Raw genomic sequence first — 20,640 nt, 5'->3', positions numbered from 1 at the left:
CCCACATGGTCGACTTGAACCGGACGGCAGCGTCGCCTCCGGTCGGGACGAGCGAGCTCTTCCAGATCCTCCGCGACGGCGTGCCGCGCACCAGGGCCGAGCTCGCCGCACTGACAGGACTCGCACGCTCCACCATCGGCGTGCGCCTCGACTCCCTGATCGACATCGGGCTGGTCGGCGCCGTGGACACCGCCGTCTCCACCGGCGGCCGTCCGCCCGCCCAGGTGGCGCTGAAGCCCCGCGCCCGCCTCGTGATCGCCGCCGACCTCGGTGCCTCGCACGGTCGCGTCGCCGTCACCGACCTGGTCGCGGCACCACTCGCCACCCGCGAGGCCCGGATCGACATCGCCGCCGGTCCGGTGCCGACGCTGTCCTGGCTCGTCGAGACGATCGACGACCTGCTCGCCGAGGTCGGGCGCAGCCGACAGGACGTCATCGCGATCGGCATCGGCGTCCCCGGACCGGTCGAGTTCTCCACCGGCCGCCCGGCCAACCCGCCGATCATGCCCGGTTGGGACGGCTTCGACGTGCCCTCGTGGCTCCGTCAGCACATCGCCGCCCACGTGCTGCTCGACAACGACGTCAACATCGCGGCCCTCGGTGAGCGCGAGCACGGCTGGCCGGACGTCGACCACCTGCTGTTCGTGAAGGTCGCCACCGGCATCGGGTCCGGCATCGTCTCCGAGGGCCGGCTGCAGCGCGGCGCCCAGGGCACCGCGGGTGACATCGGCCACGTGCGGGTCTCCCGCGCCGGCGACGTCCCCTGCCACTGCGGCAACACCGGCTGCCTGGAGGCCGTGGCCTCCGGTCCGGCGATCGCCCGCGCCCTCCGCGCGAAGGGGCACGACGCGCACACGGGTGCGGACGTGATCGACCTGGTGAACCGGTCCGACCTCGACGCGATCTACGCCGTGCGACAGGCCGGTCGGGACATCGGCGAGGTCCTGGCGACCTGCATCTCGCTCATCAACCCGTCCGTCATCGCACTCGGCGGATCGATCACGCAGGCCGGTGAGCACCTGCTCGCCGGCGTCCGCGAGGTCGTCTACTCCCGCTCGATGCCCCTGGCCAGTGAGCACCTCGTCATCGTGCAGTCCCGCGCCGGGTCCCTCGCCGCGCTGCAGGGCGCCGCGGCCCTCGCCATCGGCTACGCCCTCTCCCCCGCCGGGGTCGACGAGCTGGTCGCCTTCGCCGAGGGCCGCGAGCTCGTCTCCTGACGCACACCCGCGGTCGCGTGAGCGCGTCGGTTTCGGTCTTGCCGGTGGTCGGGGGGACAATCGTCGGGTGACGATCGTGCAGCCCACCCTGTGGGGCGACCTGGACCCCGGTCTGGGCCCACGCGAGCCGGTACCCGGGCGTCGCGAAGCGGCGGGCGGGCCGAGCTCGTGGGGAGAGGCGCATCCCGCCCCCGGTACGCCGGTCCCGGCTGCGCGTGACGCGTTCACCGCCCTGCGTGGCCACACCGAGCGCATCGTCGCGCACTCCTCGGACCGCGTCGCCTGGCTCCGCGCCCGCGCCATGGGCATCACCGCCACCGACGTCGCTCGGCTGGCCTCACTGCGCGCCGTCGAGGCCGTCGTCACCGAGAAGCGCTACGGCTCCCGGTTCTCCGGCAACGCGTTCACCGAGCACGGCAAGGACCGCGAACCGGTCATCGCCGCCTGGGTGGCCGCCACCCACGGCATCCAGCCCTCGGCACACCTCTTCCACGCCGCTGCGAACCGCGCCCACCTCGCCACCCCGGACGGCGTCGGGGTCGACGAGTCGTCCCGCGTGGTGCTCGCCGAGATCAAGACCACCGGCAAGGCCTGGCGGAGCATCCCCCGGCACTACCTCCGGCAGATCTGGTGGCAGCAGTACGTGCTCGGTGCCGACCGCACCCTGTTCGTCTGGGAACGCCACGACGGGTTCGTGCCGGTCGCCGACGAACCCGAGTGCCGCTGGGTCGACCGCGACGACGACCAGATCCGCGGGCTCGTTCAGCTCGCCGACCTGGTGCTCGACAAGCTCCGCGGCTTCCGCTCCTAGACCTTCACCAGCCGCAGCCGACTCATCCCGACGACGAGGATGCCGAGCAGCGTGATCGAGACCGCGATCCCGACCACGTAGATCGCGACGACGCCGTAGCCCTGCGCCGGATCGAGGAACGGGTACGGCACCCACCCGTCGGTCGCGCCGCGGACGAGCACCACGGTGGTCCAGACCGCCGGGTAGAGCAGGAACCACCACACGTGGCGGAGCAGCAGCCGTGCGCGGTCCGAGAACAGCAGCCAGTCGAGCACCGCGTACACCGGGATGATCTTGTGCACGATGTCGTTCGACCACGGCACCGAGGCCGACACGTTTGCGCCCGTGAGCAGCGTGTTGTAGACGATGCCCGTCGTTGCGATGTACACCGTCGCGGCGCCACGGAGCACCGAGACGGCGAGGTCCGCCCGCTTGCGACGGGCCGCGGCGACGAGCGTCACCGCGAGGGCCACGGCGATGATCAGGTTCGACTGGATCGTGAAGTAGCCGAAGAAGTTCCAGAACGAGTAGGTCGGGGTCTGCGAGCTCTCGAGCCACTGCGCCACGACCGCGACGACGATGGCGATGACGGCGATCAGTCGGAGCGAGTTCACGAGGGTGCGCACGGCTCCACGCTATCGGGACACGGCGACGACGTGCAGGAAGGGCCCGCACCGTTGCCGGTGCGGGCCCTTCCATGGGTCGGAGGACCCGTGAGTCAGTGGACTCAGATGCTGTTGACGTCCAGCGGGATGCCGGGGCCGAAGGTCGTCGAGACGGCGCCCTTCATGACGTAACGACCCTTCGAGGACGACGGCTTGAGGCGGTTGATCTCCTCGAGCGCGGTCGAGATGTTCTCGTCGAGCTGCTCCGGCGTGAACGAGGCCTTGCCGACGACGAAGTGCACGTTGGCGTGCTTGTCGACGCGGAACTCGATCTTGCCGCCCTTGATGTCGTTGACGGCCTGCGCCACGTTCGGGGTCACGGTGCCGGTCTTCGGGTTCGGCATGAGGCCACGCGGGCCGAGCACCTTACCGAGACGACCGACCTTGCCCATGAGCTCCGGGGTCGAGACGGCGGAGTCGAACGAGGTGTAGCCCTCGGCGACCTTGGCGATGAGCTCGTCGCCACCGACCTCGTCGGCGCCGGCGGCGATGGCGGCCTCGGCAGCCGCACCCGTCGCGAAGACGATGACGCGGGCGGTCTTGCCCGTGCCGTGCGGCAGGATGACCGTGCCGCGGACCATCTGGTCGGCCTTGCGGGGGTCCACGCCGAGCTTCAGCGCGACCTCGACCGTGGAGTCGGTCTTCGAGGAACCGGTCTCCTTGGCCAGGGCGACGGCCTCGGTCGGGGTGTAGAACTTGTCGGCCTCGATCTTCGCGGCCGCGGCCTGGTAGGCCTTGGACTTCTTCGCCATGGTGGTCTCCTTGCGAGATACGTGGTTGGCGAGCCGGCGAGGCTCTCCCACGGAAAGGTGTCTGGTGGTGGGCCGGAGCCCGATCGGTGCTTAGGCCTCGACCGTGATGCCCATCGAGCGTGCGGTGCCGGCGATGATCTTCGCGGCCTGCTCGATGTCGTTGGCGTTCAGGTCGGCCTGCTTGGTCTCGGCGATCTGACGGACCTGGTCCATCGAGATCTTCGCGACCTTGACCGTGTGCGGGGTCGAGGACCCCTTCTGCACACCAGCAGCCTTCTTGATGAGCTCAGCGGCCGGCGGGGTCTTCAGGACGAACGTGAACGAACGGTCCTCGTAGACGGTGATCTCGACCGGCACGACGTTGCCACGCTGCGACTCGGTCGCCGCGTTGTACGCCTTGCAGAACTCCATGATGTTGACGCCGTGCTGACCGAGCGCCGGACCGATCGGGGGGGCCGGGTTGGCGGCTCCCGCGTTGATCTGCAGCTTGATCAGGCCCGTGACCTTCTTCTTCGGTGCCATGACTTGTCTTCCTCCTGGAATCGAACACACGGGGATCCGTGCACTCTCCCGCTGGTCCGGCCGTTCCGGACAGCGGTGAAGGCCCGCTCGCACGAGGCGCGCGGGCCCAAACCCGTTCAGTGTAGTCGATCTCGGTGATCGCTACAGCTGGGTGGTCGCTAGAGCTTGGTGACCTGGTCGAAGCTGAGCTCGACCGGGGTCTCGCGCTCGAACAGCGAGACGAGGACGGTGAGCTTGCCGCTCTCCGGCTTGATCTCCGAGATCGAACCCGGCAGGCCCGCGAACGAGCCTTCCTTGATGGTGATCGTCTCGCCGATCTCGAAGTCGACCTCGGCCGCGGGCTGTGCCTGCAGGCCGCTGCCCTTCGCGCCACCCTTGGTCGGGGCGGCCTCGGCGACCTGCACGAGGGACTTGAGCATGCCGAACGCCTCGTCGAAACGGAGCGGCGTCGGGTTGTGCGCGTTGCCGACGAAGCCGGTGACGCCCGGGGTGTGCCGGACGACGGACCACGAGTCCTCGTTGAGGTCCATGCGGACGAGCACGTACGAGGGGATCCGGACGCGGGTGACCAGCTTGCGCTGCCCGTTCTTGATCTCGACGACGTCCTCCATCGGGACCTCGACCTGGTAGATGTAGTCCTCCATCGACATCGAGACCATGCGGTTCTCGATGTTCGACTTCACGCGGCGCTCGAAGCCCGCGTAGGAGTGGATGACGTACCACTTGCCCGGCTTCATCCGCAGCTCGGCCTTGAAGGCCTCGTACGGGTCGACCTCGGCGGGCTCGTCGTCCTCGTCCTCGGCGTCGAGTGCCTCGTCGGCGGCGAGCGTCTCGTTCGCCTCGGCGGCGGTCTCGGACTCGAGTTCGACTTCTTCCTCGTCCTCGACGGCCTCGACGGCGGCCTCGGCCTCGTCGGTGGAGTCGATCTCGAGGGCGTCGTCCACGACGGCGTCGGCCTCGGGGTCGCGGGCTTCCTGCAGGGCCGTCAGTGCTTCGTCGAGGCCGGCGTCGACGGTGCCGTCGTCGGGCTCGGAGCTGAGGCCGAGGGACTCGTCGTCGTCGCCCTCGATCGAGATCGCACGCTCTTCAGCGGACTCGACGGAGCGTCCTTCGCCGGTCTCGACGTCGCCTTCCTGGTTCTCCTCGACCTCGGAGGACTGCTCGGCAGCCGTCGCGAGGTCGATGTCATCGCGGGAGTTGTCAGACACAGTCGATTCTTTCCGTTCGGTGGTTCGGGTCGGGGTGGCGTTCGTTCATGGTCACGATCGACGCCGTCTCGGGCGACCGTACTCCTCGGAACGACCGCACACGGCAGTCGACGTCGGGGTCAGGCCGTGGGCCCGTTGCCGAAGACGTACCCGACGCCGAGACCGAACACGAAGTCGAGGATCGACACCAGGATCATCATGACGACGACGAACACGAGCACGACGCCCGTGTAGCTGAAGAGTTCCTTGCGAGTCGGCGTCACGACCTTGCGCAGTTCGCCGATCACCTGGCGGATGAAGAGCACGATGGCAGCGATGGGCCCGCGGCGCTCGGCCCGGTCCTGCTTCGCCTTGGCGACGACGTCGTCCGCCGTCGTCTCCATGTCTTTGCTCGCCAACTTCTACCCTTCCAGAGTTGCAGGGCGGACAGGACTCGAACCTGCAACCTGCGGTTTTGGAGACCGCTGCTCTACCAATTGAGCCACCGCCCTTCGGACACGGTTCGTCACCGATCCGCGTTCCGGTGGACGAGTCTACGGGAGTCCGTCACACGGTGTCCACTTGGCCCCTTCCACGGCGTGCCGCGCCGGTAGGCTGGGCCCCGTGAGCACCGCAGCCCCAGGCCCCGAGTCCACCGCCCACGTGTCCGTCGACACCCCCGCCACCGCGCCGGTCGATCGTCCGCGCATCGCATCCCGCATCGCGGCCATCGCCGAGTCCGCGACGCTCAAGGTCGACGCGAAGGCCAAGGCACTCAAGGCCGCCGGTCGTCCAGTGATCTCGTTCGCCGCCGGTGAGCCCGACTTCGCGACCCCGCAGCACGTGGTCGACGCGGCCGTCGCTGCCGCGCAGGACCCGAAGAACCACCGCTACACGCCCGCGACGGGCCTGCCCGAACTCAAGCAGGCCATCGCCGACAAGACCGCCCGGGTGTCCGGCGTCAGCGTCGAGCCGTCGCAGGTCATCGTCACGAACGGTGGCAAGCAGGCGGTCTACCAGGCGTTCCAGACCATCGTCGACGCCGGCGACGAGGTCCTGCTGCCCGCGCCGTACTGGACCACCTACCCCGAGGCCATCCGGCTCGCCGGCGGCGAGCCCGTCGAGGTCTTCGCCGGCAGCGACCAGGACTACCTGGTGACGGTCGAGCAGCTCGAGGCCGCCCGCACCCCGGCGACCAAGGCGCTGCTGTTCTGCTCGCCGTCGAACCCCACGGGCGCCGTGTACTCCGCCGAGCAGACCCGGGCGATCGGCGAGTGGGCGCTCGAGCACGGCATCTGGGTGATCAGCGACGAGATCTACCAGGACCTGGTCTACGACGGGGTCCGGTTCGCCGGCATCCTGGCCGAGGTCCCCGCCCTCGCCGACACCACGATCCTGGTGAACGGCGTCGCGAAGACCTACGCGATGACCGGCTGGCGCGTCGGGTGGTTCATCGGCCCGGCCGACGCCGTCAAGGCCGCGTCGAACCTGCAGTCGCACCTGTCGTCGAACGTCTCGAACGTGTCGCAGCGCGCCGCGATCGCCGCCCTCACCGGTCCGCAGGAGCCCGTCGCCGCCATGCGCGAGGCCTTCGACCGCCGACGGAAGGCCATCGTCGACGGCCTCAACGCGATCCCGGGCTTCCGCACGCCGACCCCGCAGGGCGCCTTCTACGTCTACCCGGACGTCACCGCACTGCTCGGTCGCGAGTGGGCCGGCACCACCCCGACGACCACGCTCGAGCTGGCAGACCTGATCCTCGAGCACGCCGAGGTCGCGGTCGTGCCGGGTGAGGCCTTCGGCCCCTCCGGCTACCTGCGCCTGTCGTACGCGCTGGGCGACGACGACATCGCCGAGGGCGTCGCCAGACTGGCGAAGTTCTTCGCGTAGACGCTGCGCCCACGACACCCCGCGGAACGCAGAACGGGCCACCTCGTCGAGGTGGCCCGTTCTGCGTGCCGGGAGGCCCGTGGTGCGTCGTGCTCGTCCGTCCCGTCGCGTGGACGATCAGCCGAGCAGGTCCCCCACCACGACGGGTTCCGGGACGAGCGAGACACCGAAGCGGTTCAGGACGGTCACCTGCACGAACCGTGCGAGCTCGGCCACCTGCGCGGCCGTCGCCCCGCCGCGGTTCGTGAGCGCGAGGGTGTGCTTGGACGAGATCGCCGCGCGGGAGCCCGGCACCGCGTACCCGCGGTGCACGCCGGCGTGCTCGATGAGCCACGCGGCACTGAGCTTGACGTCGTCGCCCGCGGGCCACCGGGGCGCATCCGCCGGCAGGGTCTCGGCGAACGCCGGCGAGACGATCGGGTTCGTGAAGAACGACCCGGCGCTCCAGGTGTCGTGGTCGTCCCCGTCGAGCACCATGCCCTTCGAGCCGCGCAGCCGCAGGACCTCGTCGCGGACGGTCGTGGGTGGCACGAGCGCACCGAGGTCGACCCCGAGCGAACCGGCGAGCTGCGCGTACCGCACGGGCACGCCGTGCTCGCCCGCGAGTCCGAGTCGGAACTCGACCGTCAACACGACACCGCGCCGACCGTGCTTGAGGGTCGACGTGCGGTAGCCGAGCGCCAGCTCGGCTGCCGGGAGCCACGCGCGCTCCCCCGTGGCCGCATCGAGGAACTCGACGCGGGTGAGCACGTCGGCGAGTTCGACCCCGTAGGCGCCGATGTTCTGCACCGGGGACGCACCGACGGTGCCCGGGATGCCGCTGAGGGCCTCCAGGCCGGTCCAGCCGTTCGCGACGGTCGTGGCGACGAACGGGTCCCACGGTTCCCCCGCGGCGACGCGGACGGTGACGCCGTCGGCGTCGCGGTCGGCGTCGCGGTCGGCGTCGACGCCCGTCGTCCGGACCAGCACGACGGTGCCGTCGAAGCCCTGGTCGGCGACCAGCAGGTTGCTGCCGCCGCCGAGGACGAGCCACTCGTGGTCGCCGAAGGCGTCGAGTGCGTGGGCGACGAGTTCGTCGGTCGTCTCGGCCGTGAGCAGCCGGGTGGCGGCCCCGCCGACGCGGAGCGTCGTCAGGTCGGCCAGCACCGGCTCGGACACGGTCAGCGGAACACCACCGTGACCTGCGCCTTGCCGAGCACGGTCTGCCCGGCGGCGGTCACGGTGAGGTCGATGCGCTTCGGTCGGCCGTCCTCGTCGACGGTGCCGACCTTCGCGACGATGCCGACGGTGGCACCCTGCTCCGGGTCGACGACGACGGGGCGCGTGAAGCGGACGCCGTAGCCCGCGACCCAGCCGCTGTCACCGAGCCACTCGGCGACCGGCTGCACGGCGATGCCCATCGTGAGCATGCCGTGGGCGAGCACACCGGGCAGGCCGACCGAGGCGGCGACGTCGTCGCGGTAGTGGATCGGGTTGAAGTCGCCCGAGGCGCCGGCGTACCGGACGAGCGAGTCGCGCGTGATGTGCACGTCGCGCTCGGCGACGACGGTGCCGACCTCGAGCGCGGTGGCGGGTGCGGCGGTCATGCGTCGTCTCCTCGGACCACGAGGGTGGAGGTCGCCGTGACGACGTGCTCCCCCTCGGCGTCGTTCATGGTGCTCTGGGCGGTGACCATCGCGTTGCCGCCGAGGGTCTTCACGCTGGTGACCGTCAGGGTCGCGGTGAGCTCGTCACCGGCGACGATCGGCCGGTCGTAGGTGAAGGACTGCTCGCCGTGGACGACGCGGGAGAAGTCGATGCCGGCGTCGGGCTCGTTCAGGAGCTGCGCGAGCGTGGCCTCCTGCACGACGACGGCGAACGTCGGGGGTGCGACCACGTCGTCGTACCCGGCGGCACGTGCGGCGTCCGGGTCGTGGTGGACGGGGTTGGTCGCGAAGACCGCACGCGAGAACTCGCGCACCTTCTCGCGGCCGACCAGGTAGGGCTGGGCCGGCGGGAACGTCCTGCCGACGAGCTCGGGGTTCACTGACACCACGGCAGTCTACCGAGGCCCGTCCGGGGGGCCGGTGATCGATGAGGACGCTTCAGCTAGACTGTCTGAGACCGATTCGGGGGAATCGGGGCGTGCCGTGCGGCACGGGTTCGTTCGGGACGGGGAGGGCCGATGGACACCACGACGGAGTTCGCCGTGCACACGGGAGACCGGTGCACCGCCATGGAGGTCGCGGCCGCCGCGCTGCGCCGCACGGGCCACCACGTCGAGTCGACGGGTGGCACGATGACCGCGACGGCGGGCAGCCGGACGCTCACGATCCTGCTCGGCGCGCTCGTGCAGCCGGCCCGGGAGTACCGCCGGTACGAGCTGTCGACCGTCGTGGACGGTGCCACCACCACGATCACCCTGCGCCGGGCCGGGCACGGCACGGCCGTGTCGGGCGGCAGCATCGGAGCGAACCGGCGACGCGCCGCCTGGCAGCAGGTCACCGCCGCGGTCGAGGACGCGTTCCGTGCGGCCGGGGTGCTCGCGACGCGGACGGACACCGGCTCCCACCGCACGCAGTAGGCGGCCGGACGGCCTCCGGCGGGTGGCCGCGCGGCGCACCGCCACGGGAGCGGTCACCGGGGACCCGGCCAGCCATCTAGGTTGGGCCCGGGGCCCCGGAAAGGAACCGCCATGAGCATGGAGAGCGCAGCCTGGAGCTCGCTGTACAAGATCTCGTCCGCGCAGGGCGGCAAGCACGGGTTCTCCCGCGCGTCCGTCCGGCGGATCCTGACGTTCGCGGTGCCGTACCGGGCGAAGCTGCTGGTGTTCATCGGCCTGTCCGTCGTCGGCGCCTTCCTCGCGGTCGCGACGCCGGTCCTCGCCGGTCAGGTGGTCGACGTCATCGTCGCCCGCGGTGAGGTCGCGACGATCGTCCGGCTGGCCGTGGTCATCGCGCTGGTGGCCGTGGCCGACGCCGCCGTGTCGCTGACGACGCGGTGGTACTCGGCGCGCATCGGCGAGGGCGTGATCCTGGACCTCCGCACCGCCGTCTTCGACCACGTGCAGAAGATGCCGATCGCGTTCTTCACCCGTACCCGGACCGGTGCGCTCGTGAGCCGCCTCAACAACGACGTGATCGGCGCCCAGCAGGCCTTCAGTGGCACACTGTCCGGCGTGGTCACGAACCTGGTGGCGCTGGTCCTCACCCTGATCGTCATGCTCAGCACCTCGTGGCTCGTGACGGTGCTCGCCGTCGTCATGCTCCCGGTGTTCCTGGTCCCCGCGCGCCGGATGGGCAGCCGTCTCGCCGCCCTGCGTCGCGAGGCCGCCGACCACAACTCCGCGATGAGCACCCAGATGACCGAGCGCTTCTCGGCACCCGGCGCCACCCTCGTCAAGCTGTTCGGCCGGCCCGACGAAGAGGCCGAGGAGTTCCGCGTCCGCGCTGCCCGGGTGCGCGACATCGGGGTCCGGACCGCGATGCTGCAGTTCGTCTTCTTCACCGCGCTCATGCTCGTCTCCGCGCTCGCCCTCGCGCTGGTCTACGGGCTCGGCGGCTTCCTCGCGCTCGCCGGCCGGCTGGACACCGGCGAGGTCGTCACCCTGGCGCTCCTGCTCACCCGGCTCTACGCACCGCTGACGAGCCTGGCGAACGCCCGGGTCGAGATCATGAGCGCCGTGGTCAGCTTCGAGCGCGTCTTCGAGGTGCTCGACCTCGAACCACTCATCCAGGAGCAGCCCGACGCGGTCACCATCCCCGACGGCCCGGTCTCCGTCGAGTTCGACGACGTCCGGTTCGCGTACCCGTCCGCCGACAAGGTGTCCCTCGCCTCGCTCGAGGAGGTCGCGACGCTCGACACCCGCGGCGGCGAGGAGGTGCTGCACGGCCTGTCGTTCCGGATCGAACCGGGGCAGACCGTCGCCCTGGTCGGCTCGTCCGGAGCCGGCAAGTCCACGGTCGCGCAGCTGCTCTCGCGCCTGTACGACGTCGACAGCGGCGCGGTGCGCCTGGCCGGGACGGACGTCCGCGACGTCACGTTCGCCTCGATGCGGCACACCCTCGGCATGGTGACGCAGGACGGCCACCTGTTCCACGAGACCATCCGCTCCAACCTGCGGTTCGCCCGGCCCGAGGCGTCCGACGACGAGGTGTGGGACGCCGTCCGCCGTGCGCGACTCGAGCCGCTCATCCGGTCCCTCCCCGACCAGCTGGACACCATGGTGGGTGAACGCGGCTACCGGCTCTCCGGGGGCGAGCGCCAGCGGATGACGATCGCCCGGCTCCTGCTCGCCCAGCCGCGCGTCGTCATCCTCGACGAGGCGACGGCGGCGCTCGACTCGACCTCCGAGGCAGCGGTGCAGGCAGCACTCGGCGAGGCGCTCGAGGGACGGACGGCGATGGTGATCGCGCACCGGCTCTCCACGATCCGCAGCGCGGACGTGATCCTGGTCGTCGAGGACGGCTCGATCGTGGAGCGGGGCACGCACGACGAACTGCTGGCCGCGGGTGGCCGGTACGAGGAGCTGCACCGCACCCAGTTCGCCGCGCAGGAGAACGTCGCGGCCGACGTGCCGGCGGCGGACTGAACGCGCGGCGGGTCGGCCCCGGCAATCGAAGTAGGGCCGGCAACAGAGAAGGCCCCCTGACCCAGGGGATCCTGGACGAGAGGGCCTTGCGTGTAGCGAGGGCGGGACTTGAACCCGCGACCCCACGATTATGAGTCGTGTGCTCTAACCAACTGAGCTACCCCGCCAGAGATCCGGAGCGGCACGCGCACCGGGTCGGAGCCCCGAGTCAGGATTGAACTGACGACCCCCTCCTTACCATGGAGGTGCTCTACCACTGAGCTATCGGGGCGATGTGCCGCGAACGGCACCACACGAGGATAGCAGACCTCCGACGCTGCTCCGGAACCGGGCGAGACGCCCGGGCGTGCCGCGTCGTGGGCCGCTAGTTCGCGTTGGTCTTGAGCCACGCCAGCGGGTCCACCGGGACCCCGTCGACGTGCACCTCGAGGTGCAGGTGCGGGCCCGTGGAGTTGCCCGTGCTGCCGACGAGGCCGAGGATGTCGCCGACCTCGACGTGCTGGCCGGTGACCACCTTGAAGGAGTTGTCCTCCATGTGGCCGTAGACGCTGACGAACTGCTTGCCGTCGACGTCGTGCTCGACCCAGACGTCGTTGCCGAAGCCGCCGTCGTTCGCCTGCACCTTGATGACGGTCCCGGCCGCGATGACGCCGATTGGGGTGCCCTCGCCCGGGGCGAAGTCGACGCCCATGTGGTTCGTCGAGCAGAACGAGCACCCGGCGACCTGGCGTCCGCCGAAGCCTGAGGTGATCGGGACACCGGTCAGGAACGGCCACTGGATCGTGCCGGTCGGGTCGTTCGTGAAGCTGGAGGAGTCGACGTTCGCGTACTGCGTGGCGTCCGAGACCGTGAACTGGTCACGGGCGGTCGACCCGTCAGCAGCGGCACCGACCTGCATCGACTGGGTGGCACCCGAGCTGGCACGGGCCGCGGTCGAGCCGGACTCGGGCACCCAGAGCGCCTGGGCCGGCAGCGAGGTCGACACGACCAGGCCGGCCGCGAAGAGCAGGGCGCCGACCGCGGTCACACGGGAGGCCGACCGGCGGAACGACGCACCACGCTTCGGGGCCGGTGCGCTGACGGGGGTGCTGGAACGGATGTGACGGGTCGCGCGGTCGACCGGGGCCGTCGGCGCCGGACGGCTGCTGCGACGACGCGACGCGGGGACCTGCCCAGCGACCCGACGCGGCTGCGACACCGAGGCAGCGCGAGCGGCCGGCTGCGCGTGCACGACGGGCGAGGTGGGGGCCGGCGGCGTCACGATGCGGGAGGCCGGGCGCACGGGCGACGCCGGTGCGAGGTCGATCGGCGACACGGGGGCCGCGGGGGTTCCCGGCGTGACCGCACCGATCACGTCGTCGAAGCTCGGACCCGTCGAGTCATGCGCCTCCTGCACCACGACCGCGCCCTTCGCCGCGGCCCGCTCTGCCTCGATCCGAGCGCGTCGGGTCTGGTGGACGACCGGGGTGGCGGCGTCGACGGAACCGTCGGTGGGAGCGGACGACAGAGGAGTACGGGGCATGCGTGCGGTGGCGATCCTGATCAGAGAAGGGCTCACTCGTTGGTAACGAGCAGGTAACGGGACCTGAGCACGCTAGCAGGAGACGTCGCAGGTCGCCAGTCGTGGTCATGTCCTCCCGGCACCCCCGGACCTGGGGATCGGCGCGTCCTCAGGCCCGCACGGCTCCGAGTGCACCGGCCTCGAGTCCACGCACCAGGGCCTCGAGTTCGTCGGCGACGGCGGGGCTCGCGAAGAGGAAGGAGCGGGTCCCCCCGGCCTCCCAGATGCGGATCGCCGCGCCGGCCTCCTGCGCGACGAGGGCCCCGCCCGCCATGTCCCACGGGTTGATCCCGCGCTCGTAGTACGCGTCCACCACGCCCGCCCCGACGGCGCAGCAGTCGAGCGACGCCGCTCCCCCGCGGCGGATGTCCCGCACCTCGCCGATGAGTCCGGCCAGCACCGCGACCTGCTCCCGGCGACGGTCGGCCGTGTACCCGAACCCGGTGGCGACGAGCGTCTCGGCGAGCGAACCGGGCGTGGCGACGGACAACGGTTCCCCGTCACGGGTCGCACCCTGCCCGACCGCCGCCCGGAAGACGGTGCCCGTCGCCGGCGCCACGACGACGCCCGCGATCGGCTCCCAGGTCATCGGGTCGGGTGCTCCGCGCACGACGCCGATGCTCACGCCGTAGTCGGCGCTGCCGTACAGGTAGTTGACCGTGCCGTCGATCGGGTCCACCACCCACGTGATGCCCGAGGCGCCGGAGGCCGACCCGGACTCCTCGCCGTGGAAGGCGTCGTCCGGTCGGGCCTCGGCGATGCGGGCGCGGATGAGTGCCTCGACCTCACGGTCGGCGGCCGTGACCACGTCGACGATGCTCGACTTCCGGTCCGCGACCTCGACCCCCTCGGCGCGGCGCCGTGCGGCCAGCGCCGCTGCGTCACGGGCGATCGACTCGGCGAGGTCGGCGAACTGGGACGGGGTGAGGTCGGATGCCATGCACCCATCCTCCCGGAAACACCATCGGCCCCGTCCGCAGTGGACGGGGCCGATCAGATGGTGGCAAGTGAGGGATTCGAACCCCCGAAGGCTACGCCGGCTGATTTACAGTCAGATCCCTTTGGCCGCTTGGGTAACTTGCCATGCGCACCCAGCCGGTGTGATCACCAACCGAAGGCGCGCACAAAAGCATAGCGGATGGCTGACGGTGGTCGTGACCATCGGCCCTGGACGCGACCACACACCCACCAGGGCCCGCGCACGGGGGCCGAACCGGGCCTCCCGTCCGCCGTTAGGCTGTTCCGCATGGCAGACAGTTCCTTCGACGTGGTCAGCAAGGTCGACAAGATGGAGGCGGAGAACGCCCTCAACCAGGCGGCCAAGGAGATCGAGCAGCGGTACGACTTCAAGGGCGCCGACGCCTCGGTCGCGTTCAGCGGCGAGGACGTCCTCATCAAGGCGAACTCGGAAGAGCGCGCCAAGGCCGTCCTCGACGTGCTGCAGAGCAAGGCGATCAAGCGGAACATCAGCCTGAAGAGCCTCGACGCCGGCGACCCGTACCCCTCGGGCAAGGAGTACCGCATCGAGGTGAAGTTCAAGAACGGCATCGAGCAGGACGTGGCGAAGAAGATCGGCGCGTTCCTGCGGGCCAACGCCCCGAAGACGGTGAAGAGCCAGATCCAGGGCGACGAACTCCGCGTCTCGTCGAAGAGCCGTGACGACCTGCAGAACACGATCCAGCTCCTCAAGGGTGAAGAGTTCGACGTCCCGTTGCAGTTCATCAACTTCCGCTGACCAGCGGCCCCTGCGAACGACACCCGACACCGGCACCCCGTGGAGCACTGGCTCAGCGTCGTCATCACCGTCCTGCTCGTCCTGCTGGACCTGGCGATCCGCGTCTTCTCGATCATCTACGTCCCGATCAACCGGAAGCCGCAGACCGCGACGGCGTGGCTGCTCGCGATCTTCCTCATCCCCTACATCGGCTTCATCGTCTTCCTGGTCATCGGGTCGACGAAGCTCCCCCGCGCCCGTCGCGAGAAGCAGACCGAGATCAACGCGTACATCCTCGAGCAGACCGAGGGCATCGAGCGGGTCCGCCGTGACCACCCGTGGCCCGCGTGGCTCGAGAGCGTCACGCGGCTGAACCGCGAACTCGGTGCGATGCCGTTGGTCGGTGGCAACTCCGCGGAGCTCTACCCCGACTCCGAGGAGTCCATCGCCGAGATGACCCGGGCGATCGACCAGTCCCGCCGGTTCGTGCACGTCGAGTTCTACATCGCGACGCTCGACGACACCACACGCCCGTTCTTCGAGGCGCTCGCGCGGGCGCAGGCACGGGGCGTCACCGTGCGGTTCCTGCTCGACCACTGGGCCAGCCGCGGCTACCCGGGCTACAAGGACACCCTGGCGTTCATGGACCAGGCGGGCATCGAGTGGCACCTGATGCTGCCCCTCCTGCCGCTGCAGGGGAAGTTCCAGCGCCCCGACCTCCGCAACCACCGGAAGATCATGGTGATCGACGGCTCGGTCGCGTTCACCGGCTCGCAGAACCTGATCGACGCGTCGTACGACATCAAGTCCCACATCGAGAAGGGCATGGTCTACAAGGACCTGTTCGCCCGGTTCGAGGGACCGGTCGTCGCCGGGCTCAACGCCCTGTTCGTCACCGACTGGTACAGCGAGACCGACGAGCTGCTGCTGCGCGAGAGCGACCCCGTCCAGCGGGCCGACCGCGGCGACGCGCTCGACTGCCAGGTGGTGCCGTCCGGCCCGGGCTTCGACGGCGAGAACAACCTGCGCCTGTTCAACGCGCTGCTCTACTCGGCGCAGCAGAAGGTCTCGATCACGTCGCCGTACTTCGTGCCGGACGACTCGATGCTCTACGCCATCACCACGACGGCGCAGCGCGGGGTCGACGTCGAGCTGTTCGTCGGCGAGATGGGCGACCACGCCATGACCTGGCACGCGCAGCGCTCCTACTACGAGGAACTCCTGCGGGCCGGCGTGCGGATCTGGCTGTACCGCGCGCCGACGATCCTGCACGCCAAGCACTTCACGATCGACGACGAGGTGTCGGTGATCGGGTCGAGCAACATGGACATGCGCTCGTTCAGCCTGAACCTCGAGGTCTCCGTGATGGTGCGCGGTCACCGCTTCGTCGACGCCCTGCGCGAGGTGCAGGACTCCTACAAGGAGCACAGCTTCGAGCTCACGCTCGACGCGTGGGTCGACCGTCCGCGACGTTCCAAGGTGCTCGACAACGTCGCGCGGCTCACGGCGGCGCTGCAGTAGCCGTCGCTGTCGCAGCGTCGCAGCGTCGCACCGTCGCACCGTGCGTCGTCCTCCATCCGGTGCGACCTTGGCCGCACCGTGCGTCGCGACAGCGGGGCACCCGGCGCGCAAGCCCGCGGCGAACGGAGAACCCTGCACCGTGCGGGGCGTTCCGAGCCGGTTCAGGATCCCGTGCGCCACGCGTCGCACAACCAACCACGCACGGTGCGGACGGGAGGCGCGGGTCGCCTCCGCCGCGCACGGTGCGTCGTCCTCCACCCGGTGCGACCTTGGCCGCACCGTGCGTCGCGACAGCGGGGCACCCGGCGAGCAAGCCCGCGGCGAACGGACAACCCTGCACCGTGCGGGGCGTTCCGAGCCGGTTCAGGATCCCGTGCGCCACGCGTCGCACAACCAACCACGCACGGTGCGGACGGGAGGCGCGGGTCGCCTCCGCCGCGCACGGTGCGTCGTCCCCCACCCGGTGCGACCTTGGCCGCACCGTGCGTCGCGACAGCGGGGCACCCGGCGAGCAAGCCCGCGGCGAACGGACAACCCTGCACCGTGCGGTGAGCGTTCCGTGGCCGGTGCGGGTCCGCCAGGTGCGCTCAGCGCATCGGGACGAGGGACGCCAGGGCCCCGACCACCCGCTCGAGCGGGCCGCGGCCGAGGAACCGCCGCCACAGCATCGCGAAGACCACCGAGCCGAGGGCGAACCAGCCCCAGGCCTCGGCCGACTCGGGGTAGCTCGGCAGCATCGCGATGACCACGAGGTGCCCCGAGTACACCGTCAGCGGCATCGACCCCACGGCCGCCAGGGGGAACGCGATCCGCTCGGCGACGCGCCCGCGGCCGTCGAACACGAGCAGGCAGAGGGCGATCACCGCGACCGCCACCCCGGCTGTGCCGACCACGTCGACGACCGACGACGAGTGGTCGCGCGGGGACAGGAAGAGCTGTGCGAGGGCCTGACCGGGGGTCGTCGCCTCGCCCGCGTACGGGACCCCGGGGAACGCCAGGGCCGCGTCGTCGGGGAGCGGGGCGAGGACCGACCCGGTGACGTACGCGGTGGCGGCGACCAGTGTGCCGGACGCCAGGACCAGGATCTGCCGGCCACGGTCCTCCAGGCCGGCCCGGGCGACCGCGAGCCCCACCAGGACGTACGCCAGGAAGGTGACCACGGGGTAGACCAGGCCGAGCTGGACGCCGATCATGCCGGCGTCCGCGTAGGCCGGCGCGATCGTCAGCGCGGCGAGCGGCGACAGCACCGCGCAGAGCGCGGCGATGCCGAGCAGCGCCGCCGGGCGGACGCGGAGCACCGGGACCACGAGCAGGAACAGCACCCCGTAGGTCGGCAGGATCACGTACACGGGGGTGTCGAGCGCCATCAGGGCGAACCCGATGACGACGACCACCACGGCGCGGATCGCGAGCCGGGCACGGATGCGGCGGATGGTGGGCGGCCCGGGCGGGTCGGTGCGGCCGCTCGTCAGACCGATCGAGACGCCGGCGAGGACCGCGAACAGCGTGGACGGGCGCCCGTGGGCAACGGCGGTCCAGGTGGCCGGGTCGGTCCAGTCGAGCTGCTCCGCGATGCCGCCGATGTGTGCGGCCATCATGCCGAGCAGCGCGACCGCACGGGCCACGTCGACACCCTGCAGCCGCATCCCCGACGCGGACGCGCCCCGCACCGCTGTGAACGGGACGGGGCGCGTGTCGGTCATGGTGTCGTCAGCTCGTCGGGGTGTCGACGCGTCCGAGCGAGACCTCGATCATCTCGTCGCGCGGCACCACCTTGATGCGCTCGCGCCCGTCGACTGCACCGAGCGCCTGCTCGTGGGTGTCGAGGTGGTGCCAGCCCTCGAGGTCGGTGTACTCGACACCGCGCTCGCGGAGCAGGGCCGGGATGGCCTCGTCGGAGGGGTCCTCCGGGGTCCACCAGCTCGCCTGGTCGTTGACGATGTGCTGCACGGTCTCCATCGCGTCGGACTTCGTGTGTCCGATGAGCCCGACCGGACCGCGCTTGATCCAGCCGGTGGCGTACACCCCGGGGATCTGCTGGTTGTCGTCGTCGAGGACCTGGCCCTCGTGGTTCGGGATGACGCCGTGGCGCTCGTCGAACGGAACACCGGGCAGCGGGGAACCGAAGTACCCGACCGCGCGGTACGCGGCCTGGATCGGGATCTCGCGGATCTCGCCGGTGCCCTCGACGCCGCCCTCGCCGTTCGGCCGGGTGCGCTCGTAGCGGATGGCGGTCAGCTTGCCCTGCTCGTCGCCGACGAACTCGATCGGCTTCGCGTAGAAGTGCAGGTGGAGCCGGCGGCTGGCCTGGCCGACCTCGCGCGTGCGCCACTGCTCGAGGACACGGTTGATCACCATGACCTGCTTGTTCGTCGCGATCGCGGTCTTCGAGGCCTCGTCGTGGTCGAAGTCCTCGTCGTAGACCACCATGTCGACGTCACGGACCTCGCCGAGCTCGCGCAGCTCGAGCGGCGTGAACTTCACCTGCGCCGGGCCGCGGCGACCGAAGACGTGCACGTCCGTCACGGGCGAGGCCTTGAGGCCCTCGTAGACGTTCGCGGGGATCTCGGTCGGCAGCAGGTCGTCGGCGTGCTTCGCCAGGATGCGGGAGACGTCGAGGGCGACGTTGCCGACGCCGATGACCGCGACGCTCTCGGCGTTCAGCGGCCAGGTGCGCGGGACGTCCGGGTGGCCGTCGAACCAGCTCACGAACTCGGCGGCGCCGTACGAGCCGTCGAGGTCGACACCGGGGATGTCGAGGTCGGCGTCCTTGATCGCGCCGGTCGAGAACACGACCGCGTTGTAGTGCTTCTTGAGGTCCTCGAGGGTGATGTCCTCGCCGTAGCGGACGTTGCCGAACAGCCGGACGACACCGCGGTCGAGGACGTCGCGCAGGGCGTTGATGATGCCCTTGATGCGCGGGTGGTCGGGGGCGACGCCGTACCGGACCAGACCGTAGGGCGCGGGGAGCTGCTCGAACAGGTCGATCGACACGTCGTAGCCGTGGGCCTCGCGCAGCAGGATGTCCGCGGCGTAGATGCCGGCCGGGCCGGCGCCGACGATGGCGAGTCGGAGGGTGGGCACTGATCGTCTCCAGTTCGTTCGGGTGGGGGTTCCCGGGGGGCCTCCCGACCGGGCCGCAGTGCGTGCGCCGTCGGGAGGGGTGTTCAACGGCTTCGGTCGACGACGGAGTCCGCGAAGCGGGTGAGTGCCCGTTTCACGGTGCCGTCGGGGAGCGGGGCGAGGGCGGCGACGGCTTCGCGGGCCCAGGCGACGGCGACGGCTCGGGTCGCCGCGGTGGCCTCGTGCTCGCGGAGCGCGGCGACGGCGGACTGGTACGGCGCGGAGTCGACCACGTCGTCCGGTGCACCGTTGACGTCGCGCTCGATGCGCTCGACCAGGTGCTGCGCGGACGGGTCGGTCGCGGCCATCCGGCGCAGCTGCAGGACCGGCAGGGTGTCGACGCCGGCACGCAGGTCGTTGCCGGCGATCTTGCCGGTCTTGTCCGTCGCGGGGGCGAGGTCGATGACGTCGTCGACGAGCTGGAAGGCGACGCCGACCTTCTCGCCGAAGGTACCGACGGCGTCCAGGTAGGCGCGGTCGGCACCGGAGAACATCACGCCGGCACGTGCCGCGGTGGCGATGAGCGAACCGGTCTTGTCGCTGAGCACCTGGATGTAGTGCTCGAGCGGGTCGTCGTCCGGCTGCGGCCCCGTGGTCTCGTGCAGCTGCCCCATGCAGAGACGTTGGAAGGTCTCGGCCTGCATCCGGATGCCCTCGGTGCCGAGGTCGGCGGTGATCAGGCTGGCGCGGGCGAAGAGCAGGTCGCCGGTGAGGATCGCCACGTTGTTGCCGTAGGTGATCTGCGCGGCGGGGACCCCGCGGCGCACGGGCGCCTCGTCCATGACGTCGTCGTGGTACAGCGACGCCAGGTGCGTGGTCTCGATGCTCACCGCGGCCTTGACCACGGCGTCCGTCACGCCGTCACCGAGCTGGGCGATGAGGAGCGTCAGGGTCGGACGGATGCGCTTGCCACCGGCGGACAGCAGGTACCGGCTGGTGGTGTCGGCGAGGGTGTCGGTGGAGCGCATGGCGTCCTCGAGGCCCTGCTCGACGAGTTCGAGCCCGTCGTCGACCGCGGAGATGAAGCGTCGGTCGGCGGGCGTGGCGAACAACCGCTCGCCGATGCCCAGCGATGCGCGCAGGCTCGGCGCGCGACGTGCGACCGGGACGCTCGGATTCAAGTGCTGC

At 70.7% G+C, this 20,640-nt stretch carries 20 protein-coding genes and 4 tRNA genes; 7 read left to right on the top strand and 17 right to left on the bottom strand.

Annotated elements, in window-relative coordinates:
- Window positions 1–5 precede the first annotated feature (5 nt).
- Window positions 6–1,217 (top strand): ROK family transcriptional regulator, encoded by a 1,212-nt coding sequence (locus DEJ04_RS08385; RefSeq protein WP_027466368.1) that lies wholly within the window; start codon window positions 6–8, stop codon window positions 1,215–1,217.
- A 67-nt stretch (window positions 1,218–1,284) separates the two neighbouring features.
- Complete coding sequence (locus DEJ04_RS08380) at window positions 1,285–2,028, top strand: YqaJ viral recombinase family protein (RefSeq protein ID WP_111046788.1); 744 nt, start codon at window positions 1,285–1,287, stop codon at window positions 2,026–2,028.
- On the opposite strand, the gene DEJ04_RS08375 is transcribed toward DEJ04_RS08380, so the two are convergent.
- The 6 genes from DEJ04_RS08375 to DEJ04_RS08350 all read right to left on the bottom strand — a co-directional run bounded on the left by DEJ04_RS08375 (window position 2,025) and on the right by DEJ04_RS08350 (window position 5,645).
- Window positions 2,025–2,633, bottom strand: a complete 609-nt coding sequence (locus DEJ04_RS08375) for a Pr6Pr family membrane protein (RefSeq protein ID WP_071406320.1) — start codon at window positions 2,631–2,633, stop codon at window positions 2,025–2,027. The two genes, DEJ04_RS08380 and DEJ04_RS08375, sit on opposite strands and share 4 nt — an antisense overlap.
- Window positions 2,634–2,734: 101 nt before the next feature.
- A complete protein-coding gene (gene rplA, locus DEJ04_RS08370) occupies window positions 2,735–3,424 on the bottom strand; it encodes a 50S ribosomal protein L1 (protein WP_017888639.1) in 690 nt (229 codons plus the stop codon).
- Between the two features lie 90 nt (window positions 3,425–3,514).
- On the bottom strand, window positions 3,515–3,946 hold the full coding sequence (gene rplK, locus DEJ04_RS08365) for a 50S ribosomal protein L11 (RefSeq protein ID WP_017888638.1): 432 nt from the start codon (window positions 3,944–3,946) through the stop codon (window positions 3,515–3,517).
- A 158-nt stretch (window positions 3,947–4,104) separates the two neighbouring features.
- A complete protein-coding gene (gene nusG, locus DEJ04_RS08360) occupies window positions 4,105–5,154 on the bottom strand; it encodes a transcription termination/antitermination protein NusG (protein ID WP_071406319.1) in 1,050 nt (349 codons plus the stop codon).
- 119 nt (window positions 5,155–5,273) lie between these two features.
- Window positions 5,274–5,537, bottom strand: a complete 264-nt coding sequence (gene secE / locus DEJ04_RS08355; RefSeq protein ID WP_371830607.1) for a preprotein translocase subunit SecE — start codon at window positions 5,535–5,537, stop codon at window positions 5,274–5,276.
- Between the two features lie 35 nt (window positions 5,538–5,572).
- A tRNA-Trp gene (locus tag DEJ04_RS08350) sits at window positions 5,573–5,645 on the bottom strand.
- A 151-nt stretch (window positions 5,646–5,796) separates the two neighbouring features.
- Here DEJ04_RS08350 and DEJ04_RS08345 point away from each other — a divergent pair.
- A complete protein-coding gene (locus tag DEJ04_RS08345) occupies window positions 5,797–7,023 on the top strand; it encodes a pyridoxal phosphate-dependent aminotransferase (protein ID WP_111046787.1) in 1,227 nt (408 codons plus the stop codon).
- Window positions 7,024–7,140: 117 nt separating this feature from the next.
- On the opposite strand, the gene DEJ04_RS08340 is transcribed toward DEJ04_RS08345, so the two are convergent.
- Genes DEJ04_RS08340 through DEJ04_RS08330 form a run of 3 tightly spaced genes read right to left on the bottom strand, consistent with a single transcriptional unit; the run spans window position 7,141 to window position 9,055 of the window.
- Complete coding sequence (locus tag DEJ04_RS08340) at window positions 7,141–8,181, bottom strand: UDP-N-acetylmuramate dehydrogenase (protein WP_111046786.1); 1,041 nt, start codon at window positions 8,179–8,181, stop codon at window positions 7,141–7,143.
- Between the two features lie 2 nt (window positions 8,182–8,183).
- The gene (locus tag DEJ04_RS08335; RefSeq protein ID WP_027466539.1) at window positions 8,184–8,609 is read right to left on the bottom strand and encodes a MaoC/PaaZ C-terminal domain-containing protein; all 426 of its coding nucleotides are present in this window, start codon (window positions 8,607–8,609) and stop codon (window positions 8,184–8,186) included.
- A complete protein-coding gene (locus tag DEJ04_RS08330; protein ID WP_084741396.1) occupies window positions 8,606–9,055 on the bottom strand; it encodes a MaoC family dehydratase N-terminal domain-containing protein in 450 nt (149 codons plus the stop codon). Before DEJ04_RS08330 ends, DEJ04_RS08335 begins: the two co-directional genes overlap by 4 nt.
- 132 nt (window positions 9,056–9,187) lie before the next feature.
- Here DEJ04_RS08330 and DEJ04_RS08325 point away from each other — a divergent pair, with 132 nt between their 5' ends.
- Both DEJ04_RS08325 and DEJ04_RS08320 read left to right on the top strand, forming a co-directional pair.
- Window positions 9,188–9,586 carry a hypothetical protein gene (locus DEJ04_RS08325; RefSeq protein WP_071406316.1) on the top strand — a complete coding sequence of 133 codons (399 nt, stop codon included), beginning with the start codon at window positions 9,188–9,190 and terminating at the stop codon, window positions 9,584–9,586.
- A gap of 111 nt (window positions 9,587–9,697) precedes the next feature.
- Entirely contained in the window at window positions 9,698–11,593 is a 1,896-nt protein-coding gene (locus DEJ04_RS08320; RefSeq protein WP_111038101.1) for an ABC transporter ATP-binding protein, read from the top strand.
- A gap of 93 nt (window positions 11,594–11,686) precedes the next feature.
- On the opposite strand, the gene DEJ04_RS08315 is transcribed toward DEJ04_RS08320, so the two are convergent.
- From DEJ04_RS08315 to DEJ04_RS08295, 5 genes are all read right to left on the bottom strand, one after another.
- Window positions 11,687–11,760 (bottom strand) — tRNA-Met (locus DEJ04_RS08315).
- 32 nt (window positions 11,761–11,792) lie between these two features.
- Window positions 11,793–11,864, bottom strand: a tRNA-Thr gene (locus DEJ04_RS08310).
- 93 nt (window positions 11,865–11,957) lie between these two features.
- Window positions 11,958–13,115 carry a M23 family metallopeptidase gene (locus DEJ04_RS08305; RefSeq protein WP_111046785.1) on the bottom strand — a complete coding sequence of 386 codons (1,158 nt, stop codon included), beginning with the start codon at window positions 13,113–13,115 and terminating at the stop codon, window positions 11,958–11,960.
- Window positions 13,116–13,263: 148 nt separating this feature from the next.
- Complete coding sequence (locus DEJ04_RS08300; protein WP_111038103.1) at window positions 13,264–14,094, bottom strand: inositol monophosphatase family protein; 831 nt, start codon at window positions 14,092–14,094, stop codon at window positions 13,264–13,266.
- A 58-nt stretch (window positions 14,095–14,152) separates the two neighbouring features.
- Window positions 14,153–14,237: transfer RNA gene (locus DEJ04_RS08295), tRNA-Tyr, on the bottom strand.
- 163 nt (window positions 14,238–14,400) lie between these two features.
- Here DEJ04_RS08295 and DEJ04_RS08290 point away from each other — a divergent pair.
- Window positions 14,401–14,889, top strand: coding sequence for a YajQ family cyclic di-GMP-binding protein (locus tag DEJ04_RS08290; protein WP_017888627.1), 489 nt, complete (start codon window positions 14,401–14,403; stop codon window positions 14,887–14,889).
- A gap of 39 nt (window positions 14,890–14,928) precedes the next feature.
- Entirely contained in the window at window positions 14,929–16,389 is a 1,461-nt protein-coding gene (gene cls / locus DEJ04_RS08285) for a cardiolipin synthase (protein ID WP_071406312.1), read from the top strand.
- Between the two features lie 587 nt (window positions 16,390–16,976).
- Here the strand turns inward: cls and DEJ04_RS08280 are convergent.
- The 3 genes from DEJ04_RS08280 to DEJ04_RS08270 all read right to left on the bottom strand — a co-directional run bounded on the left by DEJ04_RS08280 (window position 16,977) and on the right by DEJ04_RS08270 (window position 20,633).
- Window positions 16,977–18,092 carry a heparan-alpha-glucosaminide N-acetyltransferase domain-containing protein gene (locus DEJ04_RS08280; protein WP_111046784.1) on the bottom strand — a complete coding sequence of 372 codons (1,116 nt, stop codon included), beginning with the start codon at window positions 18,090–18,092 and terminating at the stop codon, window positions 16,977–16,979.
- Between the two features lie 7 nt (window positions 18,093–18,099).
- A complete protein-coding gene (locus tag DEJ04_RS08275; RefSeq protein WP_110863405.1) occupies window positions 18,100–19,473 on the bottom strand; it encodes an FAD-dependent oxidoreductase in 1,374 nt (457 codons plus the stop codon).
- An 83-nt stretch (window positions 19,474–19,556) separates the two neighbouring features.
- The gene (locus tag DEJ04_RS08270) at window positions 19,557–20,633 is read right to left on the bottom strand and encodes a polyprenyl synthetase family protein (RefSeq protein WP_027466355.1); all 1,077 of its coding nucleotides are present in this window, start codon (window positions 20,631–20,633) and stop codon (window positions 19,557–19,559) included.
- Between the last annotated feature and the right edge of the window lie 7 nt (window positions 20,634–20,640).

The sequence above is a fragment of the Curtobacterium sp. MCLR17_044 genome (genome assembly GCF_003234435.1).
In the GTDB taxonomy this organism is placed as follows: domain Bacteria; phylum Actinomycetota; class Actinomycetes; order Actinomycetales; family Microbacteriaceae; genus Curtobacterium; species Curtobacterium flaccumfaciens.
This window is presented reverse-complemented; position numbering and strand designations above follow the sequence as displayed.

What these genes read in the sequence shown, in the direction of transcription:
- DEJ04_RS08385 (WP_027466368.1), top strand. Translation starts at nt 6, where the DNA reads ATGGTCGACTTGAACCGGACGGCAGCGTCGCCTCCGGTCGGGACGAGC.
- rplA (WP_017888639.1), bottom strand. Translation starts at nt 3,424, where the DNA reads ATGGCGAAGAAGTCCAAGGCCTACCAGGCCGCGGCCGCGAAGATCGAG.
- rplK (WP_017888638.1), bottom strand. Translation starts at nt 3,946, where the DNA reads ATGGCACCGAAGAAGAAGGTCACGGGCCTGATCAAGCTGCAGATCAAC.
- secE (WP_371830607.1), bottom strand. Translation starts at nt 5,537, where the DNA reads ATGGAGACGACGGCGGACGACGTCGTCGCCAAGGCGAAGCAGGACCGG.
- DEJ04_RS08335 (WP_027466539.1), bottom strand. Translation starts at nt 8,609, where the DNA reads ATGACCGCCGCACCCGCCACCGCGCTCGAGGTCGGCACCGTCGTCGCC.
- DEJ04_RS08325 (WP_071406316.1), top strand. Translation starts at nt 9,188, where the DNA reads ATGGACACCACGACGGAGTTCGCCGTGCACACGGGAGACCGGTGCACC.
- DEJ04_RS08320 (WP_111038101.1), top strand. Translation starts at nt 9,698, where the DNA reads ATGAGCATGGAGAGCGCAGCCTGGAGCTCGCTGTACAAGATCTCGTCC.
- DEJ04_RS08305 (WP_111046785.1), bottom strand. Translation starts at nt 13,115, where the DNA reads ATGCCCCGTACTCCTCTGTCGTCCGCTCCCACCGACGGTTCCGTCGAC.
- DEJ04_RS08300 (WP_111038103.1), bottom strand. Translation starts at nt 14,094, where the DNA reads ATGGCATCCGACCTCACCCCGTCCCAGTTCGCCGACCTCGCCGAGTCG.
- DEJ04_RS08290 (WP_017888627.1), top strand. Translation starts at nt 14,401, where the DNA reads ATGGCAGACAGTTCCTTCGACGTGGTCAGCAAGGTCGACAAGATGGAG.
- DEJ04_RS08280 (WP_111046784.1), bottom strand. Translation starts at nt 18,092, where the DNA reads ATGACCGACACGCGCCCCGTCCCGTTCACAGCGGTGCGGGGCGCGTCC.